Below are 14,795 nucleotides of genomic sequence, written 5' to 3'. Positions count from 1 at the left end.
ATCCGATGGATTGCCGGGTCGAGGCCGATTGTAGCCAAGCGGCGCGCGGAGGAGCTAGCGGCGACGCGCCGTCTTGCGAGCGACGGAGCGCCTTTTCGCGCCAGCGGGGCCGGGTTATGCTGCGTCGAATTTCGACGACCGAACCTCCAAGGCCGAAGCGCCTCGATCAAATAGAAAAAGGGCCTTCGGACGCCGCTCCGAAAGCCCTTCTGCTGAAGCAACGATGTCTTCAGCGCTACAACCGCATAGCGGAGATCGGCTGTCGGCGGTCGAGGACTTGAACTCTCCGGCTCCGCTCGTATCAATTCCCCCGAATCTCCAGGATCAGGCAGTCTGCTGCAGTGCGCAGCCAGACTGCGTTCGTCGCAGGAAGCGACGAAGAAGGGCGGGACGGGCCGAACGAATATCGACGCACAACCTGGCGACGACGCAGCCCTGCGGGGCATCGAAATAGAGACTCCACGCTCTAAGGGATCGAACAGCGAATGACGGGTATCGCCAAGCTTGCGCTCGAAGACGGCAGCGTCTTCGTCGGTCGCGCCTTCGGCGCCAGCGGCGAAGCGGACGGCGAGGTCTGCTTCAACACGTCGATGACCGGGTATCAGGAAATCCTGACCGACCCGAGTTATCGCGGGCAGATCGTCGCGATGACCTATCCGATGATCGGCAACTACGGCGTCAACGCCGAGGACGTCGAATCCGATCGCCCGCACATGGCCGGGTTCATCGTCCGCGAGAACAGCCGCGTCGCGAGCAACTTTCGCAGCGCCGGCTCGCTCGACGATTACCTCGCGAAGCATGGCGTCGTCGGCCTCGAAGGGATCGACACGCGAGCTCTGGTGCGACTGCTTCGCACGAAGGGGGCGATGAAGGGCGTGATCTCCTCGGTCGATCTCGACGATGCCTCGCTCGTCGAGAAGGCCAGGAAAAGCCCGGGGCTCGTCGGACGCGATCTGGTTCGCGAAGTCCTGACGCCCCAGGCGCGACAGTGGTCCGATTCGCTCAACGAATGGGCCCTGCTGCAGGGAGAAACGACGCCCCGATCGAACGGCGAAGAAGAGCTGCACGTCGTCGCGCTCGACTTCGGCATGAAGTGGAACATCGCGCGGCACCTCTACGACGAAGGTTGCCGCGTCACGATTCTTCCCGGCACCGCGAGCGCGGAAGAAGTACTCTCGCATAACCCCGACGGCGTATTCCTCTCGAACGGCCCCGGCGATCCGGAACCTCTCGACTACGCCATCGAAACGATCCGGGACCTTTTGCCCAGACAGCCGATCTTCGGCATCTGTCTCGGGCATCAGTTGTTCGGCCTGGCCTGCGGCGCCAAGACGTTCAAGTTGAAGTTCGGTCACCGCGGAGCGAATCAGCCGGTTCAGAATCTCGATTCGGGGAAGGTCGAGATCACCGCGCAGAATCACGGTTTCGCGGTCGACGAAGCGACGCTGCCGCCCGAGCTCCGCGTGACGCATCGGCATCTGAACGACGACACCGTCGCGGGCCTGTGCCATCGCGAACTGCCTGCCTTCAGCGTGCAGTACCACCCCGAGAGTTCTGCCGGCCCGCACGACAGCCGCTACCTCTTCCGTCAATTCCGTGATGCCATGCTGAAGCGCCGCGAAGAGTCGACCGCGGGAAGTCGGTAGGAATGCCCCACCTCAGTCGCCGCGAGTTCTTCACCGGCCATCAGGACTCGCTGCTGGCTGCGCGGCTGGAGACGCCGGAAGAGGGAGACCCGGCGGCGCTGGTCGTCATCTCCCACTGCTTCACCTGCTCGAAGGACTACAAGGCGATCAAGCGGATAGCCGCGGAACTCGCGAACGCCGGCATCGCGGCTTTCCGCTTCGACATGACAGGTCTGGCCGAAAGTCGCGGCGACTTCTCGCGGACGTCGCTGTCGACGAACGTGCAGGATCTTTCCCGGGCGATCGCTTACGCCCGATCGCTGGTCGACGCGCCTCTCTTCCTGCTGGGGCATAGCCTGGGCGGAGCCGCATCGATTCTGACGGCTTCTACGAACGACGACGTCCGCGGTCTGATCACGCTCGCCGCGCCGAGCACGACGACGGCGCTCCAGCGGTTTCAGGTCTCCCTGCGGAAACCGGCGGGCGAGGGGCTCTGGCAGATCGAGGTGGGCGGCATCGCGTATCGCCTTCGCGACGAATTTTTCGAGGATCTGGGCCGGCACGATCTGCTGGCGTCGCTGAGCGCTTTTCAGCGGCCCCTCCTGGTCCTTCATTCGCCGAGCGACGAGACGGTCGACTACGAACACGCGCTCAAGCTGTTCGACGCGGCGGGCGGGTCGAAATCGCTGTTCACGCTGGAGGGCGCCGACCACCTGCTGGTCGGCGATCGACAGGCGCCGGCGTGGACGGCCGGGGCGATCAGTTCCTGGATTCGCTTCGCCCTCGGCGCCGAAGGGCGCAGCGGAGTCGCCGGCTCGATGTGAGCGGCTGCATCTTCGTTCTGAGCGGGGGGTGTGAACCCCCCGAGTCTTCAAGCGACCGATCGACCGGAATTCGGGGAGTTCACACCCCCCGCTCAGAAGGATCGACGAGTCAGACGAAGAGTCAGCGTCGCCCGAATCGCTTTCCGTTCCGAACGTTACGGCGGATTTTCGTCCGAAAGCAGGACTGCCGCGTATAATCCTGCGCCGCGGCGGGCGAGTCGAGTTTACGACCCTGCACGGATCGTGATCTCCCCCTTCGCCTTGCGTGTCGATGCAGCGAACCAGCAGCAAGTCCCAGTTCCGCCGCTTCCTGGAGGAAGTCCGCAAGGAGGCGAAGCTTCGCCCCGGCGGCTCTCCTCATGCCGCGCCGCTCGACGTTTCTGGCCATTCGGGCCACGGCTCGGCCAAGAAGGGGGACGATCCGAACCGTCGTTTGCGTCGACATCGCTCGATCAAGCAACTCCTCGCGGAGTTCTGGGGACAGCTTCGGGGCTTTCGCGGCGCCATGGCGGCGACGCTGGCGGCGTTGACCGTCGCCACGGTCATCGGCCTCGTTCCGCCTTATGCGACGAAGCTGGCGATCGACAACGTCCTGGGCGACCAGCCGTTCCCGGACTTGATTCGCCGGCTGCCGATCTCCTCCGACCCGACGACGCAGCTCTGGCAGATCGGGGCGGTCACGGCGCTGGTGACGTTCCTCGGCATCGGCGTCGGCTTGTGGGGTCGCTGGCATGCGACGCTGCTGACGAACAAGGTGACCGTCGCGCTCCGCAAGCGAGCGTTCGATCACGCCATGCGTCTGCCGCTGCACAAGATCTCCCAGATCAAGTCGGGCGGCGTGGCGTCGCTGCTGCGCGAAGACGCCGGCAGCGTCGCCGAGCTGATTTTCAGCATGATCTACAATCCCTGGCGAGCGGTGATTCAGCTCGTCGGGTCGATGATCGTGCTGGCGATCGTCGACTGGCGCCTGCTCGTCGGGGGCATCGCGCTCCTGCCGATCGTCTACTTCTCGCATCGCACCTGGATCGCCCGGATTCGCCCCGTCCATCGCCGCATCAAAGCCAAACGCGAGCAGGTCGACGGCAACGCGACCGAAGCCTTCGCCGGCATGCGAGTGGTCCGCGCCTTCGGTCGCGAGACCAGCGAACGCAACCGCTTCGTCACCGGCAACCACGTGATGGTCCGCCAGCAACTGCTGGCCTGGTGGTGGTCGCGACTGATCGAACTGGTGTGGGAGACGGTCGTTCCCGCGGCGTCGATCGCGCTGCTGATCTACGGCGGGACGCTGGTCCTCAAGGGCGAACTGACGCTGGGCGAGCTGGCGATGTTCCTGGTCTATCTCGGCATGCTGCTGGGACCGCTGGCGACCCTCGCGGCGAGCGCCGCCTCGTTCCAAACGCAGCTCGCCGCGCTCGATCGCGTGCTCGATCTGCTCGAAGAGGATCAGGAGTTCCAGGGCGAAACGGGCGGACGCGTGCTTCGGCCTACGGAGGTGGCGGGCGAGATCGTCTTCCGCGACGTTTCGTTCCGCTATCCCGGGCAAGAACAGCTCGTGCTCGAGGACATCAACCTTCGCGCCGAGCCGGGGCAGATGATCGCGCTCGTCGGGCGCAGCGGCGCGGGCAAAAGCACGCTCTGCAACCTGGCGACCCGCTTTCACGATCCGACGTCCGGCGTCGTCGAACTCGACGGCACGTCGCTGAAGGAAATCGACCTGGCGTCGTTCCGCCGGCTGCTCGGCGTCGTCGAACAGGACGTCTTTCTCTTCGACGGAACGATCGAGGACAACATCAAGTACGCCGCGCGGAGCGCGACGCGAAGCGAAGTCGTCGTCGCCGCCGAAGCCGCCTACGCCGACGAGTTCATTCGGGAGTTGCCCGAGGGATACGACACCGTCATCGGCGAGCGGGGCGTGCGCCTTTCCGGGGGGCAGCGTCAGCGGCTGGCGATCGCTCGGGCGATCCTCGCCGACCCGCGGATCCTGATCCTGGACGAGGCGACAAGCAATCTCGATACCGAGAGCGAACGGGCGATTCAGGAGAGCATGAAGACGCTCATGCAGGGTCGGACGAGCTTCGTTATCGCCCATCGTCTGAGCACGATCCTGCACGCCGACCGAATCCTCGTGCTCGATCGTGGTCGCATCGTCGAGCAGGGGACGCATCGGGACCTGATGGCCCGCCGCGGCGTCTATCGCCAGATGATCGAACGCCAGGCGACGACGCTGTCATTCGATCTGGAGGGGTCGGCGGAGTTGGCAATCTCCGAACTCGACGCGGAAGAAACCGCGGCCAACTGAGACCGCCCTGGCTTCTTCGCGTGTGCCATGGCTGCTCGTCCAGCCGTGCTTGCAATTCGGCACGGCTGGCCAGGTCAGCCATGGCACACAAGTCGTCGCTCGGCCGCAAAACCCGCATGATCGCTGCATCGATCCCCGGGAACTTGTCGTCGAGCGAACTGACTAGCGTTCGAGCGGTCGCGCACGGAAGTCTCGGTCAGACTTGGAGCGGCGGCATCCCTCTATACTGACCGCTTTCGAGGACGCGCCGCTCTCGCTCCGCGTCTGTCCGCCTCGCTTCGCGTTCATGTTCTTCCCCGACGACGTCCAACTCGCGCGCTGGCTGGAACTGACCGTTCCGTACGCGCTCCCGACGTTTTTCGTCTTCTGGTTTTTCTGTCTCGGAGCCTGCATCGGCAGCTTTCTGAACGTGGTGATCTACCGCGTTCCGGCAGGCCTGAATCTCTTCTATCCGCCTTCCCGTTGTCCGAAGTGCGAACATCGCATCCGGCTTTCGGATAACGTTCCGATTCTCGGCTGGATACGTTTGCACGGAAGTTGTCGCGACTGCGGCCTCGAGATCTCGCCGCGTTACCCGATCGTCGAAGCGATCCTGGCGCTGACGTTCGCGATCGTGGCCGGCGTAGAAATCGTCGCGGATCAGCCGCTGATGACATTGGGGAACGAAAGGACTCGGCTGCCGCTCGCGATGCTCTGGGCAGGCGGTCTTCTACACCTGGGATGGCTTGCGACGGCATTCTCGGTCGGCATGATCCGCCGGGACGGCAAGTTCGCCTCCGCATGGATCTGGATTCCGATACTCCTGGCCGCAGTCGTCGCCGTCGCATGGGATCCGAGGATTCAGGCGCTCGACTTCGGATTCTCGTCGCCCCTGCCGCAGGCGGACCGGTTCCTGGCCGTCTGCATCGGCGGGGGGCTCGCGACGGTCGCCGCGCGCATCGCGCGCTTCCCGTCCGACGGTCAACGCGATCGAAGCTTCTCGCTCGGCGCCGCGACGCTGGGGGTGATCTGCGGCTGGCAGGCGGCGGCTCTCGTGATCCTGCTGGCGATTCTGGTGCAGATCGTCGCCTCGTTCGTCGCCCGCGCGACGGAGGCGAAGCGACCGTTCGGCCAGACGCTGACGTGGTACGCGACCGCGGCGGTCGGCTTCGCCGCGCTGCCGTTCGCGAACGACGCGTGGCGCCGATTGGAGGATCTGCCCGGGTGGATCGCGTGGATTTCCTTCGCGGCCGCTCTGCTCCTGGGCCGGGTCGTCCTACACTTTGCTGAATCTCTCCTACCCGAACCAGAGAAGGATCTGCCGCTCATGGAAGATCGTTCCGACCCGAAACGCGAATCCGATTCGATCTCCGATATCGAGGCGGTGGGCCGCGACGGCATCGACCTGCCCGAAGAACCGTCGCCGACGGTCCCGAACGCAGAACCCGGTTTTTCGGACGGATCCTATCCGACCGACCCGGCGGTCGGGACGCTCACGCCGGAGGAGCAGGCGAACCTGAAGGCGATCATCGCCTCGCCCAGCTACCGTGTCGCCTACAAGGACGTCGATTTCCTCCACCGCGAAGGCCTTCGCCCCGTTCGGCTGCAGCTCGAACTGCTGAAGGTCGAACTGGCGCTGACGGAACAGGAAATCCACTCCACGATCGTCGTGTTCGGCGGCACCCAGGTCGTCGAGCGAGCGGATGCGGAGACGCGCCTGGAACGCGCTCGCGCAGCGATCGAGAAAGCGCCGGAGGACTTCCTCGCGCAGCGGGAACTGCTGAAGGCCGAACGCATCCTGGCGAAGAGCCGTTATTACGACGAAGCCCGCGAATTCGGGCGACTGGTCTCGAAGGCCCATCTCCACGATCACCCGAAGGAATACGTGATCATCACGGGCGGCGGTCCCGGAGCGATGGAGGCCGCCAATCGCGGCGCCATGGACGTCGGCGCGAAGTCGATCGGCCTGAACATCGTCCTTCCGGAAGAGCAGCACCCCAACCCGTACATCACGCCCGAGCTCTGCTTCCAGTTCCACTACTTCGCGCTTAGGAAGATGCACTTCCTGTTGCGAGCGAAGGCGCTGGTGGTGTTCCCGGGCGGATACGGCACGCTCGACGAACTGTTCGAGGTCCTCACGCTGACCCAGACGGGCCGCATGCCGGTCATCCCCATCATCCTCGTCGGTCGCGAGTACTGGGAGAACGTGGTCAACTTCCAGTACCTCGCCGACGAAGGGGTCATCCGCGACTCCCACCTCGAGCTGATGGAGTTCGCGGATACCGCGGCCGAGGCGTGGGACCGGATCCAGGAGTTCTACGCGGCGCCGAAGGCGTGAGCGCGCTTCTGCGATCATGAAGCCGGCTGCTACGCGTTAACTTGCAACGCCCCGATTGCGGTTAGAGAGCGATCCGTCTTTCGCCGCTCACCCGCCCGCTCGTCATGACCGTAGAACCGTCGATTCCGCAGCGCCTGACGTCGCTCTTCGGGACGACGTCCCCCGTCGCCGTGATCACCGGCAGCGGCGCGGACCGCCTCGGAAGGACGGTCGCTCTGCGTTTCGCGGCGCGCGGGTATCGCGTCGCGCTGCATGCGAATCGTTCGCTCGATCCTGCCCGGGAAACGGCGGAGCAGCTTCAGGCGGAAGGCATCGACGCCGATGCCTTCGCCGCCGACCTGGCCGATGCGGCGCAGATCGCCGCGTTTCATGACGACGTCCTGAGTCGCTTCGGTCGAGCGGACGTTCTCGTCAACTGTGCCGCGATCTGGGAGTCGCAGAAGCTCGAGGACGTCACGCCCGAGGACGTGCGTCGCCATTTCGAGATCAACGCGCTCGGAACGTTTCTCTGCTGCCGGGCGTTCGGCCTGACGATGGTCGCCCAGCCGACGGGCGGAGCGATCGTCAATTTCGGCGACTGGGCGACGGTCCGACCCTACCTCGATTACGCCGCCTACTTTCCGTCCAAGGGCGCCGTGATCGCGACCACGCGCAGCCTGGCGGTCGAACTCGCATCCCGGAATCCTCGCGTCCGCGTGAACGCTGTCCTCCCGGGCCCGACGCTGCTGCCCGAGGATGCCGACGAAAGCCTTCGTCAGGCCGTCGTCCGCCAGTCGTTGCTCAAGCGCGAAGGGACGCCCGAGGACGTGGCCGACGCCGTCCTCTTCCTGGCCGAAGGCCCTTTCCTCACCGGCGTCGCGCTGCCGGTCGATGGCGGTCGATCGATCTACGCCGAGTGCGTCGATGGCAGCTCGATCTGAGTCTGCGTCGAACCCGTGAGCCGCAGCTTCCTGCGAGAGCGACGGATTGGCCGTGCGTGAAAAATCGTCGAATCTTGCCGACGGCGCGTAGATTCCGCACCGACGGACCGCGATGCTGATTCGAAGGCGGGTACGATCGCGACAAGTTTTCGACGAAACGCGATCACGCTCCTCCTCTGCGATCTCGTCCTTTCTGCGTCGTTCGACGATCCCCGATTCGTGGCGACGCTCGTCACGGATTCGTAACGTCTTTTCCGCGAGTGAATCCGCGTCGGTCGAGGGTCTCTCGATCGTCTCGCTGGTTGGCATTTCAGGAGTCAGACTGCATGAGTCGCCACTTCGTTTTGGCATTCGCCGTTTCCCTCGCGGCTGCGACCGGCGCGGCATTCGCCGACGAGCCGACCGTACGTGCTGCGATCAAGCAGTACGTCGACGCGTTCAATGCGCACGACCTTCCGAAGGTGACCGCGACCTGGTCGCCGTCGGCCGTTCATGTCGACGACGATCTGGGCAAAACGACCGAGGGTCGCGAGGCGATCGCCGCGGACATCTCTGCCGCGATGGAGCGACGCCCCCAGGCGAAGCTTGTCGGCGAGGTCGAGACCGTTCGAATGGTGACGCCTGACGTGGCCGCGGTCACCGGGCGTTCCATGATCGAAACGCCGGGCGAGGAACCCGTCGTTTCGTTGTTCTCGGCGACGCTGGTGCGGCAGGAAGGCGCCTGGCTGATCGACTCGATCACCGAGCGCGCGGCTCCCGTACCGACGGCGGCGACCGCTTTGCGAGAACTGGAATGGCTCGTCGGCTCCTGGGTCGACGAATCGGAGGACGTCCGGATCGTCACGAAATTCCGCTGGACCGACGACGGCGCCTTTCTGCTGCGATCGTTCGATGCCCAGGTCGGCGACGAGATCGCTCGCCGCGGCACGCAGGTGATCGGTTGGGATCCTCGCGGACAACAGATCCGATCGTGGACGTTCGACTCGGACGGCTCGTTCGGCGAAGCCGTGTGGAGCAAGAGCGGCAGCGAATGGATCATCCGCTCGAACCAGACGCTCAGCGACGGAAGCGCCGCCTCCGGCACGTTCGTCCTCGCGCGCGTCGACGATCAGACCGCGACGCTGCGCCTGATCGGGCATGAAATCGAAGGCGAACCGCAAGCCTCCGGCGAGCCCGTGACGATGCGACGGGTTCAGACGGACGAAGCTTCGACGGACGCGACTTCCGGCGATCCGTCGGGAGTCGCGCCGGCTTCGGAAGCGGCTCCCGCGGCCGCGCCGATTCCTGCGGCGGCGCCGCTACCGCAACCGCAAATCGCGCCTGCCCCGGCAGTGCGCCCGGCGCCGGTCGTTCCCGGTCTTCGTCCGGCAGCGATACCGGCGCCGGCTCCTCGTGCGGGGAGGAACCAGCGATGAAACGACTTTCGTACGCGATCGGCTCGGCGGCAGTTCTGGTGTCGCTGGTTCTCGTCTCATCCGCTGACGCAAGCCTGCGAGGCGGCGGCGGCGGCTCGCATGCCGGCGGCGGCGCTCGACCAGCAGGAGGCGGAGGGGCGCGACCGGGAGGCGGCGGCGGCGGACGGCCGAACGTCGGCGGAGGAGGAGGGGCAGCCCATCGCCCCAGCATGGGCAGCCTCGGAGGCGGAGGACACGCCTCCGCTCCGAACATGAACCGACCGGCGGCGAGCCGGCCCCAGGTGAATCGACCGTCGACGCCTTCTCGGCCGAATCCGGGTCAGGGCGGCGGCGGTCTCAAGCCAGGCGGTAGCGGCAACCGTCCGAATGTGGGCGTCGGAGCCGGCGGCGGCAATCGTCCGAACATCGGCGGCGGAAACTCGCCCGGCAACCGACCGAGCCTTCCTTCGCTAGGCGGCGGCGGAGCCGGCGGCGGCAACCGTCCTGGCGGCGGTAATCTCGCCAATCGGCCAGGCGGAAACGACCGCCCGGGCGGAGGCATCGATCTTCCGAAGCGTCCCGGCGGCGAAGGTCCGGGCGGAAATCGTCCCGGCGTCGGCAACCTGCCCAATCGTCCGGGCGGCGGACTTGACTTGCCCGATCGACCGGGCGGAAGCGGGCCAGGCGGAAATCGTCCCGGCGGCGGCATCGACTTTGCGAATCGCCCTGGAGGGGGTGCGGGCGGCAATCTACCGAATCGCCCCGGCGCAGGCGGCGGGGGCCGACCGTCGCCCGGCGACGTGGGCGACTTCCTGGGCCTCGATCGTCCGATGCGGCCCGGACAAGGAGGCGCCGGCACGCAGATCGATCTGCCCAATCGACCCGGCGGAGGAGGAGGACTCGGCCCGAATCGTCCCGGCGGAGACTTTCCCAATCGACCTGGCGACCTCGTTCGTCCCGGCGATCGCACGCCCGGCGGACCGGGACCGAATCGACCTGGCGACGTCGTTCGTCCCGGCGATCGAACCCCGGGCGGACCTGGCCCCAACCGTCCAGGCGGTCCGGGCGTCGGTCTGGCCGATCGCAACCGACCGATCAACGTCAACAACGTCAACGTTCGCAAGAACAACGTCATCAACAACAGGCCTAGCTGGGCGAACATCGACAACAGCCGCGTGGCCGACATCGACAACCGCATCGGCAATCAGATCGGCGGCATGCGGACCTGGCAGAACGGTAACGCGAATCGCATCGCGAACCGCGGCGTCTGGGGGAACGACGTGCGCGGCAACTGGAACTATCGCCGCAATGACTGTTTCGGGCCGAACTGGTGGAACAACCACAATCACAGTTGGGCAGGATGGAGCTACGGCCACAGCTTCGCGAACCGTGGATGGTCTTACTGGTGGACCGTTCCGACGTTCGCCGCATGCACGAGCTGGTTCAGTTGGTCGAACACGTCTCCGGTCTGGCAGGAGCCTGCCTACTATGACTACGGTCAGGGCGGGAACGTCTACTACGACAACGACGTCGTCTACGTGAACGGAGAGCAGATCGCTTCGGCGGACGAATACGCCCAGAGCGCGATGGCTCTCGCGACGGTTCCGCCTCCCGCGACCGAGGAGCAGGCCCAGCAGGCGGAATGGCTGCCGCTGGGAACGTTCGCCGTTTCGACGGAAGAGAAAGACGTCGATCCGACGCGGGTGATTCAGCTTGCCGTCGACAAGCAGGGCATCGTCAGCGGGACGATGTACAACGAAAGCACGGACCAGTCCTACGCCGTCCAGGGTCAGGTCGACAAGGAGACCCAGCGCGTCGCGTTCCGGGTCGGCGACAGCGAATCGCTCGTTCTCGAAGCGGGCCTCTACAACCTGACTCAGAACGAGGCTCCTGTCCTCGCCCACTACGGAACCGAGCGGACTGAGAACTGGCTCTTCGTCCGGCTGGAGGAACCGCCGGCTGAGGATGCGACGACGACCTCGACGCCGTGACGTAGAGTTGAACGCGTCGCGACGCCGCAGGACGTCGCGACAGAACGTGCGGCCGGCGAAACGCTGTTCGCACGTTCGCTTGATCGATCGACGCATCCTGAGCACGCTGCAGAGGTTCGATCCGAAGGTCCGCCGCCTGGCGGATCGTCGGGACGGACCCCGGCTCGCATTCCTCTTCTGATCGGGAAGGCATGAATCGCTGGCTCGCTTTCGCGTTCGCCGCCTGTTTGGCGACGCACTCTCTCGCCCGCGGCGACGAACCGGCGATCCGCGCCGCGCTGTCGTCGTACGTCGAGGCCTTCAACGCGCACGACCTGTCCGCGGCGGCGGCCACGTGGGCTGAAACGGCCGTACACGTCGACCAGGACACGGGCGAACGAAAAGAGGGTCGCCAGGCGATCGCCGCGGGCCTCGCGACGGCGTTCGAGACTCGTCCGGAAGCTCGGCTCTCCGGCGAAATCGATTCGATCCGCATGCTCACGCCCGAGGCGGCGCTCGTCAGCGGTCGCTCGACCATCGAGCATCCGGGCGAAGAGCCCTCCGCGTCGCTCTTTTCCGCCGCGCTCGTGCTGCGCGACGGCGCCTGGCAGATCGATTCGATCACGGAACGTACGGATCCCGCGCCGGCGCCGACGGATCGCCTGAGCGATCTGGAGTGGCTCGTCGGAACCTGGGTCGACGATTCGGACGAGGCGCGGATCGAAAGCGCCTTTCGATGGTCCGACGACGGCGCCTTCCTCTTGCGGACGTTTCAGACGCAGATCGGCGACGAAGCGCTCCGCCGCGGAACGCAGATCATCGGCTGGGACCCTCGCGCGGGGCAGATTCGCTCCTGGACGTTCGACGCCGACGGAAGCTTCGGCGACGGAACCTGGATCCGCAGCGGCGACGACTGGACCATCCGGTCGAGCCAGACCCTCAGCGACGGGCGCCACGCTTCAGGAACGTTCGTGCTGACCCGCATCGAGGACGATACGGCGACGCTCCGACTGATCGGCCACGAGATCGACGGCGAACCGCAACCGACTCGCGACGCGGTCACCATGCGTCGCGTTCAGGAGCAGGCCGGTTCCGAAGCAGGAACTGCGATCGAAGAATCGGAAGCGATGCCGTCGGAAGAATCGCCCGCCCCGAGCGCTCTCGAAGAAGGGGAAGGGCAATGAGAAAACTCACGTTCGCGATCGGACTGGCGGCGATAGGCCTTTCGCTGGCGTTCGCGCCGCTCGCGGAGGCACGGCTGGACGGCGCCGCCGGACGGGCCGCTGCCTCTCGGGCTGGAGCCAATCGACCCGGCGCAGGAGGCGGCGGCGGCAACGCTCCCAATCGTCCTAACGCGGGGGGCGGAGCGAACCGTCCCGGCGGCGGCGGCGGGATCAACGTTCCCAATCGACCGGGCGCAGGCGCGGGCAATGCGCCGAATCGACCAGGAGTCGGCGGCGGCGGGATCAACGTTCCCAATCGTCCCGGCGCAGGAAACGTGCCGAATCGACCCGGAGCGGGAGCTGGCAACCTGCCGAACCGACCCGGCGCGGGTGCAGGCGGAATCAACGTTCCGAATCGACCCGGCGCCGGCAATGCGCCGAACCAACCTGGCGGCGGCGGGAATCTACCCAATCGGCCCGGGGCGGGAACTGGCGGAGGAGGCGGCAACGCTCCGAACCGACCCGGCGTGGGCGGCGGCGGAATCAATGTCCCCAACCGACCTGGCGCCGGCGCAGGCAACGCGCCGAATCGACCAGACGTCGGCGGCGGGAACCTACCCAATCGGCCCGGGACAGGCGGAGGCGGCGGAAACGTTCCCAATCGGCCCGGCGCAGGCGGCGGCAACAACGCTCCCGAGCGGCCAGGTATCGGCGGCGGCAACGCGCCGAATCGTCCCGGCGCAGGCGGCGGCGCCAATCTGCCGAATCGGCCTGGCGCCGGCGGGGCCGTGACCCTGCCCGATCGACCGGGCATCGGCGGCGGCAATGCGCCGAACCGGCCTGGCGCCGGCAGCGGAATCAACTTGCCGAACCGACCCGGCGCAGGGGGCGGCATCGCCCTGCCCGATCGGCCGGGCGTCAACCGGCCCGACTTGAACCGGCCCGGCGACAATCGACCTGACTTGACTCGACCTGACCTGAACCGGCCCGGCGTGAATCGGCCGGACTTATCTAGGCCTGATTTGAACCGGCCTGACTTAAACCGGCCCGGCGTGAATCGTCCGGACCGACCGGGCATCGGCGGCGGAACTACGCTTCCCGAGCGTCCCGGCATCACTCGCCCGGACCGACCGGGCTCAGGGATTACCGCTCCGAACCGTCCCAGTTGGCCCTCGCTGGGGGGCCCCGGCGGTGCGCCCCTTCCGAATCGTCCCGGTTCTGGCGGACGGCCCTCGACCGGCGATCTAGGCGACTTCCTGGGAATGGGACGTCCCATCAACCCGGGCGTCACGCGGCGGAATACGAACATCAACGTGCGACCGACGTGGGTGAACATCGACAACAGTCGCAACACGCAGATCCGCAACAACATCAACGTCCAGGTCGGAGGCGTCCGGAACTGGCAGGTCGATCATCGCCACCGCATCGACGTCCGACGCGGCTGGGGCAACTCTGTCCGCGTGCACTGGTCGCGCCGTTCGAGCGTCTGGTCGTCGCCGACTTGGTGGCATCGTCACCCGCACTTCCAGCCGGTCTGGCGGCATCAGATTTGGTTTCCCGTTCAGCCGTGGAGCTTCTGGTGGAGCACGCCGAACTTCGTCTCGGTCCGCAACTGGTTCGTCTGGGCGCCGCAGCACACGACCGTCTGGCAGCAGCCTGTCTTTTTCGACTACGGCCCGGGCGGGAACCTCTACTTCGAAGGCGACGCCGTGTTCATGAACGGGGCCAAGATCGCGACCTCTGAAGAGTTCGTGCAGAGCGCGATGGATCTCGCGACCGTTCCGCCGCCGGAGAGCGAAGAACAGGCGATGCAGGCGGAATGGATGTCGCTCGGCACGTTCGCCGTCTCGACGGAAGAGCACGACGTCGATCCCACGCGAGTGATCCAGCTTGCCGTCGATCGCGAAGGCATCGTCAGCGGGACGATGTTCAACGAGGCGACCGACGAGGCCTACGCGGTGCAGGGGCAGGTCGATCGCGAGACGCAGCGGGTCGCCATCCGCGTCGGAGAAAGCGAGACCTTCGTACTCGAAACGGGGCTCTACAACCTGACCCAGGACGAGGCCCCGGTGTTCGCCCACTTCGGAACCGAACGGACCGAAAGCTGGCTCTTCGTCCGGCTGGAGGAACCCGAAGGCGACGCTACGGCGTCGATGCCGTAGCGATCACGCGACCAGCGTCCCATCTCTCCGCCGTGAGACGGCACGGTCGGCAGGCCCTGAAACGAAAAAACGCCCTTCGCGATCAGCGAAGGGCGTTTTTCGTCAATCGTCGCGAATCAAC

9 protein-coding genes are annotated in these 14,795 nt (G+C 66.2%); all 9 read left to right on the top strand.

The annotated features are described in order from the left end of the window. The first annotated feature begins 485 nt into the window (after positions 1-485). The 9 genes from carA to SH602x_RS06220 all read left to right on the top strand — a co-directional run bounded on the left by carA (position 486) and on the right by SH602x_RS06220 (position 14,674). Positions 486-1,646 carry a glutamine-hydrolyzing carbamoyl-phosphate synthase small subunit gene (carA, locus tag SH602x_RS06260; RefSeq protein ID WP_479475966.1) on the top strand — a complete coding sequence of 387 codons (1,161 nt, stop codon included), beginning with the start codon at positions 486-488 and terminating at the stop codon, positions 1,644-1,646. Positions 1,647-1,648: 2 nt separating this feature from the next. Continuing rightward, positions 1,649-2,449: an alpha/beta hydrolase family protein gene (locus SH602x_RS06255; protein ID WP_479475965.1), complete on the top strand. Its 801-nt coding sequence runs from the start codon at positions 1,649-1,651 to the stop codon at positions 2,447-2,449. Between the two features lie 271 nt (positions 2,450-2,720). Further along, the gene (locus tag SH602x_RS06250) at positions 2,721-4,748 is read left to right on the top strand and encodes an ABC transporter ATP-binding protein (RefSeq protein WP_479475964.1); all 2,028 of its coding nucleotides are present in this window, start codon (positions 2,721-2,723) and stop codon (positions 4,746-4,748) included. Positions 4,749-4,950: 202 nt separating this feature from the next. Beyond that, the gene (locus SH602x_RS06245; RefSeq protein WP_479475963.1) at positions 4,951-7,065 is read left to right on the top strand and encodes a prepilin peptidase; all 2,115 of its coding nucleotides are present in this window, start codon (positions 4,951-4,953) and stop codon (positions 7,063-7,065) included. Positions 7,066-7,169: 104 nt separating this feature from the next. Beyond that, entirely contained in the window at positions 7,170-7,985 is an 816-nt protein-coding gene (locus SH602x_RS06240) for an SDR family NAD(P)-dependent oxidoreductase (RefSeq protein ID WP_479475962.1), read from the top strand. 326 nt (positions 7,986-8,311) lie between these two features. Beyond that, positions 8,312-9,400, top strand: coding sequence for a YybH family protein (locus SH602x_RS06235; RefSeq protein ID WP_479475961.1), 1,089 nt, complete (start codon positions 8,312-8,314; stop codon positions 9,398-9,400). Beyond that, entirely contained in the window at positions 9,397-11,370 is a 1,974-nt protein-coding gene (locus SH602x_RS06230) for a mu-protocadherin- cell-suface protein (RefSeq protein WP_479475960.1), read from the top strand. Before SH602x_RS06235 ends, SH602x_RS06230 begins: the two co-directional genes overlap by 4 nt. Before the next feature lie 191 nt (positions 11,371-11,561). Further along, positions 11,562-12,533 carry an SgcJ/EcaC family oxidoreductase gene (locus SH602x_RS06225; RefSeq protein WP_479475959.1) on the top strand — a complete coding sequence of 324 codons (972 nt, stop codon included), beginning with the start codon at positions 11,562-11,564 and terminating at the stop codon, positions 12,531-12,533. Then, positions 12,530-14,674 carry a mu-protocadherin- cell-suface protein gene (locus tag SH602x_RS06220; RefSeq protein WP_479475958.1) on the top strand — a complete coding sequence of 715 codons (2,145 nt, stop codon included), beginning with the start codon at positions 12,530-12,532 and terminating at the stop codon, positions 14,672-14,674. The genes SH602x_RS06225 and SH602x_RS06220 overlap by 4 nt, the downstream gene beginning before the upstream one ends. Positions 14,675-14,795 lie beyond the last annotated feature (121 nt).

The organism is Lignipirellula cremea (assembly GCF_056501455.1).
This window is presented reverse-complemented; position numbering and strand designations above follow the sequence as displayed.

Excerpts from the sequence above, each read along its gene's own strand:
- SH602x_RS06250 (WP_479475964.1), top strand. The coding sequence starts at position 2,721 with ATGCAGCGAACCAGCAGCAAGTCCCAGTTCCGCCGCTTCCTGGAGGAA.
- SH602x_RS06225 (WP_479475959.1), top strand. The coding sequence starts at position 11,562 with ATGAATCGCTGGCTCGCTTTCGCGTTCGCCGCCTGTTTGGCGACGCAC.
- SH602x_RS06230 (WP_479475960.1), top strand. The coding sequence starts at position 9,397 with ATGAAACGACTTTCGTACGCGATCGGCTCGGCGGCAGTTCTGGTGTCG.
- SH602x_RS06235 (WP_479475961.1), top strand. The coding sequence starts at position 8,312 with ATGAGTCGCCACTTCGTTTTGGCATTCGCCGTTTCCCTCGCGGCTGCG.
- carA (WP_479475966.1), top strand. The coding sequence starts at position 486 with ATGACGGGTATCGCCAAGCTTGCGCTCGAAGACGGCAGCGTCTTCGTC.
- SH602x_RS06255 (WP_479475965.1), top strand. The coding sequence starts at position 1,649 with ATGCCCCACCTCAGTCGCCGCGAGTTCTTCACCGGCCATCAGGACTCG.
- SH602x_RS06220 (WP_479475958.1), top strand. The coding sequence starts at position 12,530 with ATGAGAAAACTCACGTTCGCGATCGGACTGGCGGCGATAGGCCTTTCG.
- SH602x_RS06240 (WP_479475962.1), top strand. The coding sequence starts at position 7,170 with ATGACCGTAGAACCGTCGATTCCGCAGCGCCTGACGTCGCTCTTCGGG.